The organism is Mesorhizobium sp. WSM4976 (genome assembly GCF_029625685.1).
Lineage (GTDB): Bacteria > Pseudomonadota > Alphaproteobacteria > Rhizobiales > Rhizobiaceae > Mesorhizobium.
The window spans coordinates 12,697-32,944 of record NZ_JARTVT010000019.1; the positions used below are offsets into that span (position 1 = coordinate 12,697).

The following is a 20,248-nucleotide window of genomic DNA, read 5'->3' on the forward strand; positions in this document are numbered from 1 at the left end:
ATATTTCGATGAGCGAGGGACACTCGACCTATACGCCCAAGACCGGTATCGAGCGCTGGTTCGACGCCCGCATGCCGCTGCCGCGGCTGGTCTATGACAGCTTCGTGGCCTATCCGGTGCCGCGCAACCTCAACTACATGTGGACGTTCGGCGGCATCCTGTCGATCATGCTGGTCGCGCAGATCCTGACCGGCATCGTGCTGGCGATGCACTACACGTCCGATACCAATCTCGCCTTCGATTCGGTCGAGAAGATCATGCGCGACGTGAATTCGGGATGGCTGCTGCGTTATCTCCATTCCAACGGCGCCTCGTTCTTCTTCGTCGCCGTCTACATCCACATCTTCCGCGGCCTGTTCTACGGTTCCTACAAGGCGCCGCGCGAGTTGCTGTGGATCCTCGGCTGCATCATCTACCTGCTGATGATGGCCACCGGCTTCATGGGCTATGTTCTGCCCTGGGGACAGATGAGCTTCTGGGGCGCCACCGTCATCACCGGCTTCTTCAGCGCCATTCCGCTGGTCGGCAACTGGATCCAGCAGCTTCTGCTCGGCGGCTTCGCTGTCGACGATCCGACGCTGAACCGGTTCTTCGCGCTGCATTACCTGTTGCCGTTCATGATCGCAGGCGTCGTGGTGCTGCACATCTGGGCGCTGCATGTCGTCGGCCAGTCGAACCCCACCGGCATCGAGGTCAAGTCGAAGACCGACACGGTCGCCTTCACGCCCTACGCGACCATCAAGGATGCGTTCGGCATGATCGTGTTCCTGTTCGTCTTCGCCTATTTCGTCTTCTACTTGCCGAACTATCTCGGCCACCCCGACAACTACACGGTCGCCAACCCGCTGAAGACGCCGGCCCATATCGTTCCGGAATGGTACTTCCTGCCGTTCTACGCGATCCTGCGCGCCATCACCTTCAACATCGGCCCGATCAACTCCAAGCTCGGCGGCGTGCTCTGCATGTTCGGCGCCATCGCCATGCTGTTCCTGGTGCCGTGGCTCGACACATCCAAGGTGCGCTCGGCGGTCTACCGTCCGTGGTACAAGCTGTTCTTCTGGCTGTTCGTTGCCGACGCCATCCTGCTTGGATGGCTGGGCTCGCAGCCCGCGGAAGGCGCTTACGTGTTCATGGCGCAGATGGCGACGCTGTTCTACTTCGCCTTCTTCCTGATCATCATGCCGGTGCTCGGCCTAATCGAGACGCCGCGCAGGCTGCCGAACTCGATCACCGAGGCAGTGCTGGAAAAGAACAAGGGCGGCAGCGGACATCCGGCAGGCGCAACCGCCGCGCCGGAAACCAAGGGCTGAGGATCTGAGGGGATTTTGGGTATGAAGAAGATTCTCACCTCGCTGGCGCTGCTCGGCCTGCTGGTCGCGGGTACCGCGGCCATGGCGGCGGAAGAGCAGAATGCGGCCGCTCCGACGCATTTCCCGATCAACGAGCCGAAGGAAATGAGCTGGAGCTTCGCGGGCCCGTTCGGTACCTATGACAAGGCGCAGCTGCAGCGCGGCCTCAAGGTCTATAAGGAAGTCTGCTCGGCCTGCCACTCGATGAACCTGGTGGCGTTCCGCACGCTGGAAGGGCTCGGTTATTCGGAAGCGCAAATCAAGACGCTGGCCGCCGGATACACCATCCATGACGGCCCGAACGACGCCGGCGACATGTTCGACCGTCCCGGCAAGCCGTCGGACCACTTCCCGGCGCCGTTCCCGAACGAGCAGGCCGCGGCTTCCGCCAATGGCGGCGCCGCCCCGCCGGACATGTCGCTGCTCGCCAAGGCGCGTGGCGTCGAGCGCGGCTTCCCGCGCTTCATCTTCGACATCTTCACCCAATATGCGCAGGGCGGCCCGGATTATATCCACTCGCTGCTCACCGGCTACGACCAGACGCCGCCGGCCGGCATGGTGATCCCGGAAGGCACGCACTACAATCCGTACTTCCTGTCCGGCGTATCCTTGAAGATGCCGAAGCCGCTCTCGGACGGCCAGGTAACCTATGACGACGGCTCGCCGCAGACCGTCGACCAGTATGCCCGCGACGTCTCGGCCTTCCTGATGTTTGCCGCCGAGCCGCATCTCGAAGACCGCAAGAAGACCGGCTTCCGCGTCATGGTCTTCCTTCTGCTCTTCGGCGCGCTGGTTTACATGACCAAGCGCAGGGTGTGGGCCGACGTCGCGCACTAAGCCGGCGGGCTTTCAGAAAAATGCTCGGGCGCCGAAAGGCGCCCTTTTCTTTTCGCCCGCTTGCCGGCAAAACTGTGCGGCAACGGATCAACCGCTTATGAAATCCTCCCTCGAAGACACGCTGCTTGCGGCCATCCGCACCATTCCGGATTACCCCAAGCCCGGCATCCTATTTCGCGACATCACCACGCTGCTTGGCGACGCGCGTGCCTTCCGGCGGGCCATCGACGAGCTGGTGCATCCCTATGCCGGGCTGAAGATTGACAAGATCGCCGGCATCGAGGCTCGCGGCTTTATTCTGGGCGGCGCCGTGGCGCACCAGCTTTCGGCCGGCTTCGTGCCGATCCGCAAGAAGGGCAAGCTGCCCTATGAAACGGTGCGGGTGGCATACAGCCTCGAATATGGGCTGGACGAGATGGAGATGCATAAGGACGGCGTCTCCCCCGGCGAGAAGGTGATCGTGGTCGACGACCTGATCGCCACCGGCGGCACCGCGGAAGCAGCGGTCAGGCTGCTCAGGCAGATCGGCGCCGACATCGTCGCGGCCTGCTTCGTCATCGACCTGCCGGACCTCGGCGGCCGCAAGAGACTGGAAGCGCTCGGCGTGCCGGTGAGGACGCTGATCGGATATGAGGGGCATTGAGCGGGGCTTCCCCTTCTCCCACAAGGGGCACAAGGGGAGAAGGAGAAGGCGGCGCTACTCGACCTTCACCAGCACGGCGCTGTCGAATTCGATGACCTTGTCGCCGGTCGAATCGAAACCTTCCGAGCGCAGCGTGAGCAGGCTCCAGCCCGGGCGTCCGGCGAGCGGGCGATGGGCAAGTGCGGTGCGCGTGAAGGTCACGGTCTCGCCGGCATAGACCGGCTTCAACCATTTCAGATTGCGGAAGCCGGGTGAGGGGCCGAATTCGGGCTGCGGGCCGGGGCCGGTCCAGCGAACGCCCTCGGTCTCCATGCGCTTTTCGAGGTTGTATTTCATCCAGGTGGCGGCTGTGTGCCAGCCCGAGGCGCAGAGCCCGCCGAGCACACTCTTCTTCGCCCCCTCTTCATCGACGTGGAAGATCTGCGGGTCGTATTTCCTGGCGAATGCCTTGATCTCGTCGGCTTCGAACTTGTGCGAGCCGAGCGTGACGGTCTGGCCGATCAGGAAGAATTCGTCGAGGGTCATGCCGCGGCCTCGCGGGTCAGGAACATGCCAGTGTTCTCCAGCTCGAAGACGCATTCGCCGCGCTGGTTGAAGAGCTCGCTGCGCATGCTGATCAAGCCGAGTTGGGGCCGCGATTTGGACTGGCGCTTGGACAGGACCGTGACCCTGCCGCGCAGGGTATCACCGGCCAGAACCGGCTTCTTCCATTTCACATGTTCGATGCCGGGCGACCCTTGAGAGGTCGAATCGAGCAGGAAGGCGTCGCACAGCATGCGCATGAACATCGCGCAGGTGTGCCAGCCCGAAGCCGAAAGCCCGCCGAGGATGCTGGCCTTGCCGGCTTCCTCGTCGAGATGCATCGGCTGGGCATCGAATTCCGAGGCGAATTCGATGATCTCGGCAGCGCTCACAGTCTTGCTGCCGAGGTCGAGCGAGGCGCCCTCGACGAAATCCTCATAGGCCCAGGTCTTTCCGGTCATGCGGCAATCCGGTTGACGAATGCTTGATCCCCAAATCGGGCATTCCCGGATGAAGGTCCAAGGCAATTTGGTCAAGTGATTTCTGGTAAGCCAGCTGTCGGCTGGCGACTACCTCAGAGCCAGCCGCGGCGCCGGAAATACCAGAAGGGCAGGATGGCCGAGATCACCATCAGGCCGATGGCGAATGGGTAGCCGAATTCCCATTTGAGTTCGGGGATGATGTCGAAATTCATGCCGTAGATCGAGGCGACCAGCGTCGGCGGCAGGAAGATGACGGCGGCGACCGAGAAGATCTTGATGATGGCGTTCTGCTCGATCGAGATCATGCCGAGCGTGGCATCGAGCAGGAACGAGATCTTCTGCGACAGGAAGGTTGCATGGTCGGCGAGCGACAGCACGTCGCGCGAGAGCGTCTTGATGCGGGCGCGCACATCCTTGCTCATCTTGGTCTGGTCCGCGACATGGGCGAGGAAGCCGGCGAGGCGCTGCAACGAGATCAGGCTGTCGCGAACGGACGAAGCGAGATCCTCCTTGCGACCGATGCCTTTCAGCAATTCCTGGAAATCGCGGTTGCGCTTGGAGGCCTTGGTCGAGCGCGCCTCGAAGATGTCGCGCGAGATGGCTTCCACATCGCGGCCGGCGCGCTCGAGGATGTCGGCCAGGCGGTCGACTATCGCTTCCAGCAAGCCGATCAGGATGGTGTCGCCGCTGGTGCAGCCGGTCGCCACCTTCTCGGCGCGCAGCGGGAAGGTCTTGAAGGCCTTGGGTTCGTGGTAGCGGATGGTGATCAGCCTCTTGCCGACGAGGGCGAAGGTTACCGGCGACATCAGCGGATCGTCAGCTTCCGTCTGCGCCGGAAGCACGGCGGTCATGAAGTAGCCGCCGTCCTCGACATAGAGCCGGCTCGAAATCTCGATCTCTTCCATCTCCTCGCGGGTCGGAATGGCGATGCCCAGCCAGCTCTCGATGCGCGCCTCTTCCTTCTTGGTCGGGTTGAAGAGATCGGCCCAGACGACCCTATCGCCATCCGCCGCGAGATCCTCGGTGAGGCGCAGGCGATCATTGTCCGCGACGAAGGTTTTTATCATCGCCGGGTCTCCTGAAGGATCAGGTGTTGAACTTGAACAGCATGATGTCGCCGTCTTGGACGACATAGTCCTTGCCTTCGTCGCGCGCCTTGCCGGCTTCCTTGGCGGCCACTTCACCGCCCAGCGTGACGAAGTCGTTGTAGGAGATCGTCTGGGCGCGGATGAAGCCGCGCTCGAAATCGGTGTGGATGACGCCGGCCGCCTGCGGCGCCTTATCGCCCTTGTGGATCGTCCAGGCGCGCGTCTCCTTCGGCCCGACGGTGAAATAGGTGATGAGGTGCAACAGCTCGTAGCCGGCGCGGATCACCTTGTTGAGGCCCGGCTCGTCGAGGCCGATCGAGGCAAGGAATTCCATTTCCTCCTCGTCAGAAAACTGGGCGACCTCCGCCTCGATCGCCGCCGAGATCACCACCGTGCCGGCGCCCTGCGCTGCCGCCATCTTCTCCACCGCGCGCGTGTGCTCGTTGCCGGTGGCGGCGTCCGCCTCGGCGACGTTGCAGACATAGAGAACGGGATGCGAGGTGAGCAGGTTCAGCCCTTGCAGAATGCGCAGATCCTCCGGCGCGATGCCGTTGAGCAGGAAGCGCGTCGGCTTGCCGGCCTGCAGCAATTCGAGCGACGCCTCCATCATCGGCAGGACGGCCATGGCTTCCTTGTCCTTGCCGGCGGCCCGCTTGCGGATTTGGACGATGCGGCGCTCAAGGCTTTCGAGGTCGGCGAGCATCAACTCGGTCTCGACCGTCTCGGCATCGGCGACAGGATCGATGCGGCCCTCGACATGGGTGATGTCGTCATCCTCGAAGCAGCGCAGCACATGCACGATCGCGTCGACCTCGCGGATGTTGGCTAGGAACTGGTTGCCCAGCCCTTCGCCCTTGGAGGCGCCGCGCACCAGGCCGGCGATATCGACGAAGGAGATGCGGGTCGGGATGATCTCCTTCGACTTGCCGATCGCCGCGATCTTCTGCAGGCGCGGATCCGGCACCGCCACCTCGCCGGTGTTCGGCTCGATGGTGCAGAAAGGATAGTTGGCGGCCTGCGCGGTGGCCGTCCTGGTCAGCGCATTGAACAGCGTCGACTTGCCGACGTTGGGCAAGCCAACGATGCCACATTTGAAACCCATGTTCGTTCGGTCCTATCGGGAATTCGATTTTGGTGAGGGCTATGGGCGATAGGAGTGACGAACGTCAAGCCCCAGGCGACGTTCGTTCGGCGCTCACTCCTTGCCGAACAGCTTCTTCAGCATCGAAGCCATCGGGCCGCTCTCGGGAAGCTTTGGCGCCGGCTGCTGCGGGCGCGCCTGGCGGATGTGGCTTTGCGCCTTCTTCTCCTTGGGCGGCGGGCGGTCGTCATCGCCGGTCGGCACAAGCTTTTCACGCAAGGCGAGCGTGACGCGGTTCATGAAGGAATTGTCGTCGCCCTTGGCGAGCAGCGCGGCATCGTCGGCGATTGCCGCCAGCAGGACATCCAGCCACTCGCGGTCCGCCTTGGCGAAATCGCCAAGCACATGGCCGTGCACCATCTCCTTGACGCCGGGATGACCGACGCCGATGCGCACCCTGCGATAGGCATTGCCGACATGCTGGTCGAGCGAGCGGATGCCGTTGTGGCCGCCGGAGCCGCCGCCCACCTTGACCCGGAGCTTGCCGGCGGCAAGGTCGATCTCGTCATAGAAGACGGTGAGGGCGGACGGTTCGAGCTTGTAGAAGCGCAACGCTTCGCCAACCGACTGTCCGGAAAGGTTCATGAAGGTCTGCGGCTTGATCAGCAGGATTTTCTCGCCGGCGAGCGTGCCTTCTGAGATCAGGCCCTGGAATTTTCGCGACCAAGGCGAAAAGGAATGGCGGCGGGCAATCGCGTCCGCCGCCATGAAGCCGACATTGTGCCGGTTGTTTTCGTATTTCGCGCCCGGATTGCCGAGGCCTGCAAAGACAAGCATCGCCGCCTCCAGGCGTAGAGAATTACTTCTCTTCGGCCGCCGGGGCCGCCGTTTCGGTTGCCGCCGCTTCGGTGGTGGCTTCCGTCTCCGGCTTCATCGCTGACGAGCCGGCAACGGTCGCGATGGTGAAGTCGCGATCGGAGATGACCGGCTTGACGCCGGCCGGCAGCTTGACCGCCGAGATGTGGATCGAGTCGCCGATGTCGGTGCCGGCGAGATCGACGGTGATGAATTCCGGGATCGCGTTGGCCGGGCAGTGGAACTCGACTTCGTGGCGAACGATGTTGAGCACGCCGCCGCGCTTGATGCCGGGTGACTTGTCCTCATTGATGAAGTGGACGGGCACGTCGACATTGACCTCGGTGTCCTTGCCGATGCGCAGGAAGTCGACATGGACAGGGAAATCCTTGACCGGGTCGAGCTGGAAATCCTTCGGCAGGACCTGGATCTTCTTGCCGTCGACATCGATCGTGGCGACCGTGGTCAGGAAGCCACCGCCGTGGATCTTGTAGAAGATGTCCTTGTAGTTCAGCGCAATCGCCAGGGGAGGCTGCTTGTCGCCGTAGATAACTGCAGGCACTTTACCGTTGCGACGAACTGCACGGGCGGACCCCTTACCGACCTGTTCGCGCGCTTCGGCTTTAAGCTCATAAGCATCGTGGCTCATGGCATTTCCTTTCGCGTGTTATGGAGCGCTTGCGGCAAGCACGAGGCCAACCGTAAACGTCGAAAGCCGTCGCGGCCTTGCACGATCTGTCCGATGCGTTTGGCGATCCAAATGCGTCTGGGGATCATGCGAGGCCTAGCCGGCCTTCCTCCGCGTTGCCTCCAAGGGTGTCTACGCGGGTGGCGGCTCTATAGCGGAAGGCGGGCAAGGGTGCAAGCGGTTGGGCTGGACCGCTTGCAAGGTGGTTTTCAGCGCCGAGCATAGATCGGAAAATCCCATTTGCGGCAAATGTAGGATCGGGTGGTTCTCGGTCGTCCTGCGAGGTGTAACAAGACCTGCGGGACCCTATGAAACTTCTGTTCAGCCGCAATCCAACTCCTCGCCTCGCGGTCGCGACGGCGCGCTATCTCAAGGCAGAGATCGCGTTTGAATTCGCATCGCCGATGGCGCCGGGGCAGGCCGAGCGCTACCGCGCGCTCAACCCCAATCTGACCTTGCCAATATTGGTCGGCGCGGGATGGAGCCTGTGGGAGACGGACGCCATCGCCTGCCGGCTTTCGCGCGAGATGCGTTCGGATTTCTGGCGCGGCGGCAACGATGAGCCGGACATGATCCGCTGGATCAGCTGGGGCAAGGAACGCTTCGCCTTCGCCTGCGACATGGTGCATTTCGAGCGCGGCACCAAGCAGCGCTATGGTCTGGGTCCCATCGATGAGGCGCTGGTGGAGGAGGGGCTGAGGCAGTTCCACAAGGCCGCGGCGGTCCTCGAGCCTGAGCTTTCCGAACGGGAGTGGCTTGTCGGCAATTCCATTTCCTATGCGGACTTCCGCATGGCGACGTTCCTGCCCTTCAACGACACCGCCGGATTGCCGCTCGACGACTACCCGTCGATCCAGCGCTGGTACGGCCGGCTGGAAGCGATCGCCGCCTGGCGCGACCCGTTCCAGGGGCTGGTGGCGCCGCCGCTGCCGCCGGCGAAGATCGAGACGTGACCCGCAGCTTTGCGCGCCTCTGGACAGTTGCGCTAGGCGTCGGTCGTCTGGCCTCCATTCAGCGCATCGCGCAACGTCTGGATTTGCCGATTCAAGGCATCGAGTTCAGCCAATTGCATGCCTGAGCGCTCGATCAGTGTCTCGTTCAGGCAGTTGCACTGGACGAGCAGAGCCCGTCCGCTGGAGGTCAGGTCGACCTGCACCTGACGCTCGTCGGTCTGGCTGCGCTGCCGGGTGACGAGGCCGGCTTGCTCCATTCGTTTCACCAGCGGCGTGATGGTGCTCGATTCCAGGGCGAGCCGATGCGCGATGCTGCCCACCGACATGCCGTCAGCCTCTCCTAACGCATTGAGCACGAGATATTGCGGATAGGTGATCCCCATCTCGTCCAGCATTGGCTTGTACATGCGGTTGATCGCCATCGATGTGGCATAGAGCGTGAAGCAGAGCTGATTGTCCAACGCGAGAGGCACGGCGCATTCCTTTTGCCGACTGAGCGTTCTGTGTGTACCACGAGAAATGATATCGCGATACATATTTCCGTGGACAAGGCTTCCGGTCTCCGCTACGAAGAGATTATCGCGATATTATTTATCGTGATATCAACCGAAGGAGATTGAGATGACCTCGCAGACCAAGACAGGCTCGGGCAGCGGCACGATCACCACCAAGGACGGAACACAGATATTCTACAAGGATTGGGGGACGGGCCAGCCGATCGTCTTCCACCATGGCTGGCCGCTGAGCAGTGACGACTGGGACGCCCAGATGCTGTTCTTCCAGGCACGAGGTTACCGCGTCATCGCGCATGACCGGCGCGGTCACGGCCGTTCCGGCCAGACCGACACCGGCAATGAGATGGACACCTATGCCGCCGACGTAGCGGCGCTCGCCGCGCATCTCGACCTCAAGGACGCCATCCATGTCGGTCATTCGACGGGCGGCGGCGAGGTAGCGCGCTACGTCGCGCAATATGGTGGCGGCGGTCGCGTTGCCAAGGCCGTGCTGATCGGTGCGGTGCCGCCCATCATGTTGAAGACGCCGGCCAATCCAGGCGGTCTGCCGATCGAGGTGTTTGATGGTTTCCGCGCCGCGCTGGTGGCCAACCGCGCCCAGTTCTTCCACGACGTTCCGGCCGGCCCGTTCTACGGTTTCAACCGTCCCGGCGCCCAGGTTTCCGAAGGTGTCATCGACAATTGGTGGCGGCAGGGCATGATGGGCGGCGCCAAGGCGCATTACGACTGCATCAAGGCGTTCTCGGAAACCGACTTCACCGAGGACCTTAAGAAGATCGACGTACCGGTGCTGGTCATGCATGGCGACGACGACCAGATCGTCCCGATCGCGGACTCCGCGCTGCTCTCGGTCAAGCTGCTCAAGAAGGGCGAACTCAGGATCTACAAGGGCTTTCCGCACGGGATGGCGACGACCCATGCGGAGGTCATCAACGCGGATCTGCTGGCCTTCTTCAAGGCCTGAGCTTGCCTGTCGAAAATGTGAAAGCACCCGCCCTCGGGCGGGTGCTGCGAGAGGATGGGGCACGAAAGCGCGCCCAGTCTAGGGTCTGCCTCCCCGGCCGGGTCCATCCAGGAGACGCCAGAATTCTGCGCCCACTCTCGGCCGGATCTGGGTCCGCCAGTCGGGGATGTCGCCAAGGGATAAGCTGTCCGCCACCTTGGCCTTTCGCGCGAGCCAGGTGACATCGACGATTGTGGCGCCGATCGCGAGCAACCGGTTCGTCAGCATCTGCTCGTTGAGGATCGCCCTTGCCTTGCTCTCGAAGAAAGGCAGCGTCTCAAGCGTTAGATCGAACCGGGAATGCCATCCAGGTCCTTGCGCCGTCCCGGCCGCGGTAAGCCATCCAACCAAAAACTGTCTATAGGAGCGTGAGATTGGTGCGTCTTCCCGGAACGGCGCAAGCGGATCTCCGCTGAAAATCGGCGCGCCGCTGGGCACGCCGACCATTGATCCAAGAGCTTTCAAGTGCCTCGGCTGCAGAAAGATGAACGAGCTGCGGAGCCATGCCTGCGAGGGAATTCCAAACACCGTCATGGGCTCATTATAGAAATCGACATGGCCGAGCGCCGCGTTCAAGCCCGGCAGATGCCGCACGACGTTCTGGTCGATCAGCTTGAGATGGCCCGGCGTGTACTCGGCAAATGCAGACGTGGCGAGGTGGACCAGATCGTAGTCATTCACCTGATTGCCGACATGGGCAATACCGTTGTCCCAGGCGGAGAATTCCCAGCTGGAGTTTGAGCCGCCGATCAATTCAACCCCGCGATCGAGGTCGGCGCGGTGACCCTCCGGCAGCGAATTGTCGATCACAACCACATCGTGCGCTACCTGGGGCATTTGCCCGGCGAACATCACCCTCAAATGCTGGAGCGCAGCGGGATATCGGGCTGTGCCGTGGCGTGCCAGAAGGGTCAGGATTCGCAATTGAGAAGAGTACCGACCGTTTCCCGGCATCAAGGCCTCTTTCCCCTCAGACGTGAGCCGATTTTCTTCATGACGGTTTTGAGCGAGGACCTTTGTCGATGCGGAGGAATGTCGGTATCCGTCCGGCGGTGTCCGGGCCTGAATGCGTTGTCCCTGGCTTCCAGTTCCGCCCGGACAGCGGCGAATACGGCTTTCCCGTCAGGGCCGTCCTGAGCCTCCCAGAGCTTTGCCCGGTCCGCGATATCGTAAGTCGCTTCCAATTCAGCGCAAACGGCCGCGAACGCACGGCTTCCATCCAGGCCCTCCTGCGCTTCCCAGAGTTTCACCCTGTTCACGATGTCATAGACTGCCCGCAGAAGCGCCGCCGAGACAACATAGTCGGATCGGGATCTCGATTGGGCCAGCCAGAAGGCTATTCGCTCCTGGGCGAAAGCCTCAAGTGGCGTATTCCTGTCGAAGAAGGAAAGCCTGTCTTGCACGTTGGTGTAACGATTGGTCTTTTCGATCCATTGAAAAGTGTCTCGATGGGATAGATTGTGAATGCAAACGCCTTCGTCATGCGGGACGTCATAGACCTCTCCCTCTATGCCGCCGACTTTCTTCATGAAGCGTTGAAACGAATTCAGCCGAGCCTCGGCGAAAAGCGCGTATGTTGTAGGAGGGCCAGTAATAAGCATCCTGGTCGTGACGCCCCAGGATATATTCGCGCTTCGGAAACCGAAACACGCCGGCAGGATGCGAGCCGGCATTTTCCCTCACCCAATGGATGCCTTCGACGCTGAGGCATTCGTCGTGGTCCAGGTAGAGGATGAAATCATGGGAGCATGCCTCGTCGGCAGTTAATCTGGTCTCAGTGGGCAATGGCGACCATGGAACAGAGATGACTTTGTCGGCATAGGCCTCGGCCACGGACGGTGTGCTATCGGTTAATGATTTGTCGACGACAATAAGTTCATCGACAAATCGGCGAGAGCGGAGACATGTCTTGAGAATTTCCCCGCTGTTGTAGGTGATGGCGAAGCCGGCTATTCGAGGGGTGTTGGCACCCATGTTGCCACCTTTGAAATCGCCAAGATCCGTCTTAGGCGTACTTGGCATCCATCCAGCAACATCATGTCCAGACTCGGCGTCGAATGGTAGTGTCCCGCTTGAATGGGAACCGAGAAAATGAATGCGACGTCGACACTTCGTTGCGGCATCGCGCCGAAACAATGAGGTATGTTTCGCTTGGAACGTTTCCGATTTGGCGGCCGGTCCATGGCGGCCAGTTGAGAGCGAATGCCGTTCACAGGGTCCTGCGGGATAGCGGCTGGGAAACACGTCACATCGTCGTCACGCCCAATGGCGGCGCCAGGCAGGAAATGGAGGCCGGCGATTTTTTCATCGAGATGCCGCGCCGGTTCCGGAGGAAGATGGCCAGGCGCGGATGGCGTTCCGATGTCGCCACTGCCGAATTCATAACGGCCAGCAGGTCGCATCGCTGCGAAATCGCAAGGTTCCTCGACGAGTTCAGGCCGGATGTCATCGCCCTGGAGCAGTGTTGGCTTTGGCCGGCCTTGCGTGAGTATGTCGAGACGTGCTCGCCCGAGACACGCTTTTCCATCGTTTACGGTTCGCACAACGTCGAACAGGAATTGCTGGCGCAAGAAGCCACGATACCGGGGGCGCAAACGGACCTCTGGAGCGCTCAACGCGCAGCGGAAATCGAGTCAGATCTTGCGGCGAACGCGGATCTGGTTGTCGCCGTCAGCGACCAGGATGCCGCCTATTTCCGCAAACTAAATCCAAGTGTGGTGGTGGCGGCCAATGGCGTCTGGCCGATGGCGGCGCCGGTCGGCCTCGACCGTTGGGCGCAGCGATTTGCCGGCTTGCGCACGGCTCTTTTCGTGGCATCGGGCCACCCTCCCAACGCCAACGGGTTTCTTGAGATGATGGCGCCGGACCTCGGCTACCTGTCGCCTGCCGAACGTATCGTGGTGGTCGGCGGCGTTGCCGGCCAGATCGGGCGCGATCCAAGGTTCCTGAGGGTCGCCGGCGTCGACAATGCCCAGATCGAGTTGCTCGGTGTTCAGGACGCCGGAACGCTCAGCGCGCTGATCGCGCTTGCCGATGTCGTGATCCTTCCGATCCTCGAAGGCGGCGGCACCAACGTCAAGACCGCCGAAGCGCTGTACAATCGCAAGCAGATCGTGGGAACGCCCTTCGCGTTTCGCGGCTACGAGCATTTCAGGCATTGGCCGAGCGTCCGGCTGGCTGACAACGCGGCAGATTTCCAACGATTGCTTGTCGAGGCGTTGCGGAGCGAACGTCGCGATCCGGGATCGGCGGATGCTGCGCAATTGCACGGACTGGTTTGGACGGCGACGCTGCAAGACCTTCCACAGCAGCTCGCCGCCTTGCCGAGGCGGGGGCGCGACGCGTTGGAGAATTTGCGCGCGTTGCGCTCGGCCGATGGAGGCGAAGGCTTTCTCCATGCGCTTTCACAGCGTCTTGGCTTGCGGAGGAAAAGCTGATCCAAACCCACAACCGCAAGCAAAACACCCGCCATCAGGCGGGTGCTTGTGTCGCGTTCTTCCCTCTTCTCTCCGTGGCCCGCAGTCAGGCCTTTCTTGCATCCTTCATGTTGGGCAGGAAGACAGTCAGCAGGCCGAGGAAGGGGAGATAGGAACAGACTTGGAAGACGAAATCGATGCCCTTCATGTCGGCGATGACGCCGAGCACCGCGGCTGCGATACCGCCCATGCCGAAGGCGAAGCCGAAGAAGATGCCGGCGATCGTGCCAACCCTGCCCGGAACCAGTTCCTGCGCGAACACCACGATGTTGGAGAAGGCAGATGACAGGATCAGGCCGATCATCACGGTGAGCACCATCGTCCATTCCAGATTGGCGTAGGGCAGCGCCAGCGTGAAGGGCAGCACGCCGACGATCGAGAACCAGATCATCGCCTTCTGGCCATAACGGTCTCCGAACGGGCCGCCAAGCAGGATGCCCAGCGCCGAGGCGCCGAGGAACAGGAAGAGCATGACCTGGCTCGTCTGCACCGAAACGCCGAACTTATGGATGGAATAGAAGGTGTAGTAGCTGGAGAGCGAAGCGATATAGGCGTTCTTGGTCAGCACCAGCAGCGTCAACACGGCGAGCGCGCCCATCACCTTCTTGCGTGGAAAGGGCGACACATGGGCAAACTGCTTGCGGGTGGCCTGCGAGGCGCGCATGCGGCTGTACCAACCGCCGACCTGCCACAGCACGAGGATGCCAACCAGCGAGCCGACGGCGAACCAGGAAATGCTGGTCTGGCCGAACGGTACGACGATGAAGGCGGCGAGCAGGGGGCCCATCGACTGGCCGAAATTGCCACCGACCTGGAACAGCGACTGCGCAAGGCCGAAGCGACCGCCCGAGGCGAAGCGGGCGATGCGCGAGGACTCAGGATGGAAGATCGCCGAGCCGATACCGATCAGCGAGGCACCGACCAAAAGCAGCACATAGTGGCCGGCATAGGCCAGCACGATCAGGCCGACCAGCGACGAGGCCATGCCCCAAGGCAAGGAATAAGGCATAGGGCGCTTGTCGGTGAACATGCCGATCACCGGCTGCAGCAGCGAGGCCGTGACCTGGAAGGTGAAGGTCAAAAGGCCGATCTGCCAGAAATCGAGACCGTAATTGGTTTTGAGGAGCGGATAGATCGCCGGCAGCAGCGACTGCATGATGTCGTTGATGCCGTGGCAGAAGCTCACCGAAAGGATGATGGCAAAGACCGTCGCTTGCGCCGAGGTGCTGCTTGCCGTCGCCGGCGCGGCGACGGATGTGGCGGTCGTATCGGTCAAGGCAATGCTCCGTGGTCTTTTTGGCGACTAACCGCAGGCAGTCTCATGGATAGGACGCTTGGCTTATAGTCGGCTTGAATGGCGACTTCTTTCGTGGTTTGGTCCAATAGTTACGCAAGTGGGCCATATCCGATGCCGCATGGCCGGGAAATCTTCAATGGCGACGCCGCCGAGCTGGGCCGCCTGCATGAAAGCCGCTGGCAGTGGCTGGAGGAGGCTGTCGGACCGGCGGTGGCGCTGCCGACCGAATATCCCGACGGTTACCACGTGCCGCGCCACCGCCACAGCCGCAGCCAGCTGCTGCACGCGCTGGTCGGTGTGGTTCTAGTGACGACGAAACACGGCCGCTGGATGGTGCCGCCCGACCATGCGATGTGGATACCAGCCAGCACCGAGCATTCGGTCGAGATGCTGGGCGATGTCTCGATGCGCTCGGTCTATGTGGTGCCGAACGCCATTGCCGGCCTGCCGGAGGGATTGCGCGTCGTCGGCATCACCGAGCTGATGCACAGCCTGATCGTTGAATCGGAGAAATTGCCGCAAGGCGGCGAGCTCGAAGGGCGCGCCGCGCTGGTCATGGGACTACTACTGCACGAAATCCCGAATCTGCCGGAACGGCCGCTTGGGTTGCCCTTCCCATCCGATCCGAAGCTCGCGGCGCTCTGCCGGCGTTTCGTGGCAGCCCCTTCGCCGCATGCTACGATCGACGAATGGGCGGATGCCGCGGGCATGAGCCGCCGGTCCTTCACCCGTGTTTTCCATCGCCAGACGGGACTGTCGCTGTCGACCTGGCGCCAGCAAGCCTGCCTGTTCGCCGCGCTGCCAAGGCTCGCCGATGGCGAGCCAATCACAAGGGTGGCGCTCGATCTCGGCTATGACAGCGTGCCGGCCTTCACCACCATGTTCAAGCGCATGCTCGGCGCTTCGCCGCGCGGCTATATGCGCGGCGCGCGCGATGCCGGTGAAAACCCGCGGCGCGCAGGCGGTCCGCTCGCCGCGTGAGACCGAGCCACAGCATCGGACCGATGCGCCGCCTCTCTGGACTCCCTGGACTTCCGATTGCAGGGTGCAATCAGATATGATCCTTGGCGGGAGCGCGAAATCGGAGGAACCCCTATGGCGACAATCGTCTATGCCATGCTGACATCGCTCGATGGCTATATCGCCGGACCGAGCGGAGACATCGACCTGCCCATCCCCGAAGAGGAACTTCATCAACATTTCAACGACGAGATGCGGCGGACGACGATCGCGCTCTGCGGACGCCGGATGTATGAGGCCATGCGCTTCTGGGACAGCCCGGAGCGAGAGATCGCCGCCGAGGAGGTCGAGCGGGATTTTGCGCACGCGTGGCGTGAAACGCCGAAGATCGTGTTTTCGACCACTCTTGAAGAGGTTGGACCGAATGCCCGTCTGGTTAGAAATGACGTGGAGGCAGTAGTAAAGTCGCTAAAGGGAGAAGCAACTGGCGACATTTCCGTCTCCGGGGCCGAGTTGGCCGCCCATCTTGCACGCGCGGGCTTGATCGACGAGTACCGGCTCTACCTGCATCCGGTCGTGCTGGGCGGCGGCAAGCCGTATTTCCAATCAGGTCTGTCGCTGGCCCTGAAGCCGCTCGGCGCGGAGCGACTTGCGCAAGGCGTCACGCTGCTGCGCTATGCACCGGCGGATAGTTAGTCGAACAGGCTTGAGACCGACTCTTCCGTCGCCGTGCGCGAGATCGCTTCACCCATCAGGTCGGCGATCGAAATGACGCGGATGTTCGGTGCGTCGAGCACGCCCTGCGTCGGCTGGATGGAATCGGTGATCACCAGCTCCTGCAGCTTCGAGCCGGCGATACGGGCGACGGCACCGCCCGACAGCACGCCATGGGTGATGTAGGCTGTGACCGAGGTCGCGCCGTTGGCAAGCAGCGCGTCGGCCGCGTTGCAAAGCGTGCCGCCGGAATCGACGATGTCGTCGATCAGCAGGCAGTCCTTGCCGGCGACCGCGCCGATGATGTTCATGACTTCCGATTCACCGGGGCGCTCGCGGCGCTTGTCGACGATGGCCAGCTGCGCGTCGAAGCGCTTGGCCAGCGCGCGCGCCCGCACCACGCCGCCGATGTCGGGCGACACGACCACGACATTGCCGAGCTGCTTGTACTTGGCCTTCACGTCGCGGGCCATCACCGGCACCGAGAACAGATTGTCGGTCGGGATGTCGAAGAAGCCCTGGATCTGGCCGGCATGCAGGTCGAGCGTCAGCACGCGGTCGGCGCCGGCGCGGGTGATCATGTTGGCGACCAGCTTGGCTGAGATCGGCGTGCGGCCGGAGGCGCGGCGGTCCTGCCTTGCATAGCCGAAATAGGGGATGACCGCCGTGATGCGCCGCGCCGAGGAGCGCATGAAGGCGTCCATCATGATGAGCAGTTCCATCAAATGGTCGTTGGTCGGGTAAGAGGTCGACTGCAGGATGAAGACATCCTCGCCGCGCACATTTTCCTGAATCTCGACGAAGATTTCCTGGTCGGCGAAGCGCCTGACGCTAGCCTTACCCAGCGGGATGTTGAGATAGCGAGCGACCGCCTCGGCCAGCACCCGGTTGGAATTGCCCGCGAAAAGCTTCATGCACCGTTCCTGGTGAAGGATGGAGAGGCCCGAGAGACTCTCGACGAGCCTTTTATGCGGGCTTTTAGCGGCCCGCGCCGGTATTGCAAGCCTCGTTATCGGGAATCCTTCCGGCGACCGCAACAAACACGGAAAACATCGCAAGCTGGCAACAGCTTGGCCGACAACAATTTGGCCGGCAACAGTTCGTCCGGCTACAGTAGGGTCAACCGGCGCCGCCGCTGCCTAGCCACGCCGCGAACTGGTCGATCGTCTGGTCGGCGATTGCCTGCATGGTCGCGGGCGCCACCGCGGACCAGCCTTCGCTGCTGCCGACGGAGGGCGCCTTCTGCTGGCCGTTGATGCGATGCAGGCGGTTGCCGGAAGGGTCGTAAATGTCCCAGACATAGATGACAGTGGTGTCCTTGCCCTCGGACATCGTCGAGAAATAGCCTTTCAGCACGTGCGTGGCCGTCTGGTCGGTGCTGCCGACAAGCGTCAGGCCGCGTTGCTTGGCGCGGGTCTGCAGTTCCGCCGTCAACGGGGCCGCCACGTCCACCGATGCGCCGACGATCGGCGCCACCTGCAGGCGCGTCTTCGCGAGAGCCGCGGTCTGGGCCGGTGTCCTGGACGGCGCGGGCGACGCTGTGGTGGAAGGCGCTGGAGACGGGGCAGGCGCGGTCGTGGTCGAGGTTGTGGCCGTCGTCGATGTGCCCTGCGGGGCGGCCGAGGACTGAGCCGAACTCGCCGGCGGGGTGATAGCCGAGGGTTCGAGCACGTCCTTGGCGTTGGTGCAGGCGCCGAGCGCCAGCGCCGCAAGCAATGACACGGTCGTCATCCGCGATCGTCTCATTTGCTTGAAAACTCCCTAGTGGCGAACGCCCCCGCGTGAACCAATCATTATGGATTCACTGCACGATCAAGTCGAGATCATGGCGCGACAGCGGCTTCGGCGCCGATTCAGTGGTGAGGTAGGTGCGGCCAAGCGTCATCGCGGTCTCGGTCTCGGAGTCCATGATGATCATATGCGCGAACAGCGTCATATTGGGCGCGATCGGCTCCGGGTTGCCCTGGTAGAACATAGGCATGTCCATCCAGGACGGCGTGAAACGGGCGCCGACCGAGTAGCCGCAAGCGTTCAGCCGGTGCTTGGTCAGATTGTGCGCCTCGAGCGTGCGGGCATGCGCGTCGAAGACATCGCCGAAGGTGTTGCCCGGCGTCATCGCCTTTTCGACCGCGAGCAGGGCGGCCCGGGAAGCGTCGAACAGTTCCTGATGGCGCTTCGACACCTTGCCCGTCAAAATGGTGCGCATCATGGGGGCATGATAGTGGTGGAACACGCCGGCCCATTCGAGCGTCAACTGGTCGTTCTTGGTGAGCTTGCGGCGGCCGGCCTTGTAGCGGCAGAGCAGGGCATCGGCACCTGAGCCGATGATGTATTCGTTGGCGGGATAGTCGCCGCCGCCTGCAAAGACCGCGCCCTGCATTGCGGCGAGGACAAGCCCTTCGTCACCGCCCTGCTTGATCAGCGGCAGGGCGGCATCGAGCGCGTCGTCGGAAAGGTTGGCGGCCTTCTCGGCCTTGGCGATCTCGGCCGGGCTTTTGAACAGGCGCAGCCGGCCGACAATGCCGGAAGCATCGGCGATCTGGCCGAAGGTCTGCAACTGCTCGTCGAGGCGCCGGCCGTTATAGGCAGTCAGGCCATGCGTGTCGTATTCGACGCCGATGCGGGCACCGAGCAGGTCGAGGTCGTTCAGCAGGTTGCGCAGGTCGATCGCCGGGTTGGCCCCCTGACGATCGGTCCACAGCACTATGTTATCCAGGGTCGAGGTATGGCGGGCCTGCCTGAGATCGGCCGAACGGGTGAGCAGCACCATCGAGCCGTCGGCCTTCACCACCAGGCATTGGAAGAAGCAGAAGCCGAACGTGTCGTAGCCGGTCAGCCAATACATGCTCTCCTGCGCGAACAGGAGCACGGCGTCGAGCTTCTTTTCGGCCATTTCGATCAGCAGCCGGTCACGCCGCGCGTCGAATTCCGAACGTTCGAAATGCAGCGCCATTACTCTTTCTCCAGAACGATTGCCGAAACCTGGCGCCCGTAATCCGCTTCCTTGCGGTGGGTGGTGCGCCGGTAGGAATAGAAAAGATCTTCTTCCGCGTAAGTGCAGCGGCCAAGGCCTTCGGCGGTCACGCCGGCCTTGCGCAGGCGGTCCACCGTATATTGGTTGAGGTCGAACATCGAGTGACCGACAGTCTTGGATGGCCTGAAATAGCGGTGGTTGCCGGTATCGGCCTCGACGAAACGGGCGACGAATTCCGGCCCGACCTCGTAATTGTCGGGGCCGATGGAAGGACCGAGCACCGCCACGATGCGCTCGCGGCGGGCGCCGAGGCCTTCCATCGCGGCGACGGTGTTCTCGAGCACGCCGGTGAAGGCACCCTTCCAACCGGCATGGGCGGCACCGATGACTCGCGCCTCGGTATCAGCGAACAACACCGGCCCGCAATCGGCGGTCGATGCGCCGATCGCGATGCCCGGACGGTCGGTGACGATGGCGTCGGCCTTCGGGCGAGGGCCGGCGAAGGGTTCCCTTGCGACAACGACATCCGGAGAATGGATCTGGTGCGCGGTCAGCAGATGGTCCGCGGGCACGCCCATCCAGTCAGCGACGCGCCGCCGGTTCTCGGCGACCAATGTCTGGTCGTCGCTGGAGCCCGTGCCGATGTTGAGGCCCCGATAGATGCCATCGGAGACGCCGCCGATGCGGGTGAAGTAGCCGTGGCGCATACCTTGCGCCTTTTCAAGCAGCGGCGAGCGTACTGGATCGGGTCTGGTCTGATTCAGCATGGTTGGGTTTGTGGTCCGTGCAAGGCGGGTTCGTCAAGGCGAAG

At 62.5% G+C, this 20,248-nt stretch carries 23 protein-coding genes; 8 read left to right on the plus strand and 15 right to left on the minus strand.

The window, feature by feature from the left end:
- Window positions 1-8: 8 nt before the first annotated feature.
- From P9272_RS22440 to P9272_RS22450, 3 genes are all read left to right on the plus strand, one after another.
- A complete protein-coding gene (locus P9272_RS22440) occupies window positions 9-1,310 on the plus strand; it encodes a cytochrome b N-terminal domain-containing protein (RefSeq protein WP_128258409.1) in 1,302 nt (433 codons plus the stop codon).
- A gap of 81 nt (window positions 1,311-1,391) precedes the next feature.
- On the plus strand, window positions 1,392-2,186 hold the full coding sequence (locus P9272_RS22445; protein ID WP_278162318.1) for a cytochrome c1: 795 nt from the start codon (window positions 1,392-1,394) through the stop codon (window positions 2,184-2,186).
- A gap of 97 nt (window positions 2,187-2,283) precedes the next feature.
- Window positions 2,284-2,829, plus strand: coding sequence for an adenine phosphoribosyltransferase (locus P9272_RS22450; RefSeq protein WP_128258407.1), 546 nt, complete (start codon window positions 2,284-2,286; stop codon window positions 2,827-2,829).
- A 54-nt stretch (window positions 2,830-2,883) separates the two neighbouring features.
- Here the strand turns inward: P9272_RS22450 and P9272_RS22455 are convergent, their stop codons facing one another.
- From P9272_RS22455 to P9272_RS22480, 6 genes are all read right to left on the minus strand, one after another.
- The gene (locus P9272_RS22455) at window positions 2,884-3,354 is read right to left on the minus strand and encodes a MaoC family dehydratase (RefSeq protein WP_128258406.1); all 471 of its coding nucleotides are present in this window, start codon (window positions 3,352-3,354) and stop codon (window positions 2,884-2,886) included.
- Window positions 3,351-3,812: a MaoC family dehydratase gene (locus P9272_RS22460; RefSeq protein WP_128258405.1), complete on the minus strand. Its 462-nt coding sequence runs from the start codon at window positions 3,810-3,812 to the stop codon at window positions 3,351-3,353. The genes P9272_RS22455 and P9272_RS22460 overlap by 4 nt, the downstream gene beginning before the upstream one ends.
- A 113-nt stretch (window positions 3,813-3,925) precedes the next feature.
- On the minus strand, window positions 3,926-4,900 hold the full coding sequence (corA, locus tag P9272_RS22465; RefSeq protein WP_278162223.1) for a magnesium/cobalt transporter CorA: 975 nt from the start codon (window positions 4,898-4,900) through the stop codon (window positions 3,926-3,928).
- Between the two features lie 19 nt (window positions 4,901-4,919).
- Window positions 4,920-6,023, minus strand: a complete 1,104-nt coding sequence (gene ychF, locus P9272_RS22470) for a redox-regulated ATPase YchF (RefSeq protein WP_278162224.1) — start codon at window positions 6,021-6,023, stop codon at window positions 4,920-4,922.
- Window positions 6,024-6,116: 93 nt separating this feature from the next.
- Window positions 6,117-6,839 (minus strand): aminoacyl-tRNA hydrolase, encoded by a 723-nt coding sequence (gene pth, locus P9272_RS22475; protein WP_278162225.1) that lies wholly within the window; start codon window positions 6,837-6,839, stop codon window positions 6,117-6,119.
- A gap of 22 nt (window positions 6,840-6,861) precedes the next feature.
- Complete coding sequence (locus P9272_RS22480) at window positions 6,862-7,506, minus strand: 50S ribosomal protein L25/general stress protein Ctc (protein WP_128258401.1); 645 nt, start codon at window positions 7,504-7,506, stop codon at window positions 6,862-6,864.
- Between the two features lie 347 nt (window positions 7,507-7,853).
- Here P9272_RS22480 and P9272_RS22485 point away from each other — a divergent pair, with 347 nt between their 5' ends.
- A complete protein-coding gene (locus tag P9272_RS22485; RefSeq protein ID WP_278162226.1) occupies window positions 7,854-8,498 on the plus strand; it encodes a glutathione S-transferase family protein in 645 nt (214 codons plus the stop codon).
- Between the two features lie 32 nt (window positions 8,499-8,530).
- On the opposite strand, the gene P9272_RS22490 is transcribed toward P9272_RS22485, so the two are convergent.
- Entirely contained in the window at window positions 8,531-8,971 is a 441-nt protein-coding gene (locus tag P9272_RS22490; RefSeq protein WP_278162227.1) for a MarR family transcriptional regulator, read from the minus strand.
- Window positions 8,972-9,119: 148 nt separating this feature from the next.
- On the opposite strand from P9272_RS22490, the gene P9272_RS22495 reads away from it, so the two are divergent.
- On the plus strand, window positions 9,120-9,977 hold the full coding sequence (locus P9272_RS22495; RefSeq protein WP_278162228.1) for an alpha/beta hydrolase: 858 nt from the start codon (window positions 9,120-9,122) through the stop codon (window positions 9,975-9,977).
- A gap of 78 nt (window positions 9,978-10,055) precedes the next feature.
- On the opposite strand, the gene P9272_RS22500 is transcribed toward P9272_RS22495, so the two are convergent.
- Genes P9272_RS22500 through P9272_RS22510 form a run of 3 tightly spaced genes read right to left on the minus strand, consistent with a single transcriptional unit; the run spans window position 10,056 to window position 11,990 of the window.
- Window positions 10,056-10,970, minus strand: coding sequence for a hypothetical protein (locus P9272_RS22500; RefSeq protein WP_278162319.1), 915 nt, complete (start codon window positions 10,968-10,970; stop codon window positions 10,056-10,058).
- Window positions 10,970-11,545, minus strand: a complete 576-nt coding sequence (locus tag P9272_RS22505) for a hypothetical protein (RefSeq protein WP_278162229.1) — start codon at window positions 11,543-11,545, stop codon at window positions 10,970-10,972. Before P9272_RS22505 ends, P9272_RS22500 begins: the two co-directional genes overlap by 1 nt.
- On the minus strand, window positions 11,508-11,990 hold the full coding sequence (locus tag P9272_RS22510) for a glycosyltransferase (RefSeq protein WP_278162231.1): 483 nt from the start codon (window positions 11,988-11,990) through the stop codon (window positions 11,508-11,510). The genes P9272_RS22505 and P9272_RS22510 overlap by 38 nt, the downstream gene beginning before the upstream one ends.
- 218 nt (window positions 11,991-12,208) lie before the next feature.
- Here P9272_RS22510 and P9272_RS22515 point away from each other — a divergent pair, with 218 nt between their 5' ends.
- Window positions 12,209-13,453 (plus strand): glycosyltransferase, encoded by a 1,245-nt coding sequence (locus P9272_RS22515; protein ID WP_278162232.1) that lies wholly within the window; start codon window positions 12,209-12,211, stop codon window positions 13,451-13,453.
- A gap of 85 nt (window positions 13,454-13,538) precedes the next feature.
- On the opposite strand, the gene P9272_RS22520 is transcribed toward P9272_RS22515, so the two are convergent.
- Window positions 13,539-14,768 carry an MFS transporter gene (locus tag P9272_RS22520; RefSeq protein ID WP_278162233.1) on the minus strand — a complete coding sequence of 410 codons (1,230 nt, stop codon included), beginning with the start codon at window positions 14,766-14,768 and terminating at the stop codon, window positions 13,539-13,541.
- Window positions 14,769-14,900: 132 nt separating this feature from the next.
- Between P9272_RS22520 and P9272_RS22525 the strand changes: the two genes are divergently transcribed.
- Entirely contained in the window at window positions 14,901-15,770 is an 870-nt protein-coding gene (locus tag P9272_RS22525; RefSeq protein ID WP_278162234.1) for a helix-turn-helix transcriptional regulator, read from the plus strand.
- 114 nt (window positions 15,771-15,884) lie between these two features.
- Window positions 15,885-16,445 (plus strand): dihydrofolate reductase family protein, encoded by a 561-nt coding sequence (locus P9272_RS22530; RefSeq protein ID WP_278162235.1) that lies wholly within the window; start codon window positions 15,885-15,887, stop codon window positions 16,443-16,445.
- Here P9272_RS22530 and P9272_RS22535 read toward each other — a convergent pair.
- The 4 genes from P9272_RS22535 to pgeF form a co-directional block, all read right to left on the minus strand.
- Complete coding sequence (locus P9272_RS22535; protein ID WP_126059768.1) at window positions 16,442-17,377, minus strand: ribose-phosphate pyrophosphokinase; 936 nt, start codon at window positions 17,375-17,377, stop codon at window positions 16,442-16,444. The two genes, P9272_RS22530 and P9272_RS22535, sit on opposite strands and share 4 nt — an antisense overlap.
- Before the next feature lie 205 nt (window positions 17,378-17,582).
- Window positions 17,583-18,209, minus strand: coding sequence for a hypothetical protein (locus P9272_RS22540; protein ID WP_278162236.1), 627 nt, complete (start codon window positions 18,207-18,209; stop codon window positions 17,583-17,585).
- Between the two features lie 55 nt (window positions 18,210-18,264).
- Entirely contained in the window at window positions 18,265-19,416 is a 1,152-nt protein-coding gene (locus P9272_RS22545) for a Xaa-Pro peptidase family protein (protein WP_278162237.1), read from the minus strand.
- The gene (gene pgeF, locus P9272_RS22550) at window positions 19,416-20,204 is read right to left on the minus strand and encodes a peptidoglycan editing factor PgeF (protein WP_278162238.1); all 789 of its coding nucleotides are present in this window, start codon (window positions 20,202-20,204) and stop codon (window positions 19,416-19,418) included. Before pgeF ends, P9272_RS22545 begins: the two co-directional genes overlap by 1 nt.
- Window positions 20,205-20,248: the final 44 nt, after the last annotated feature.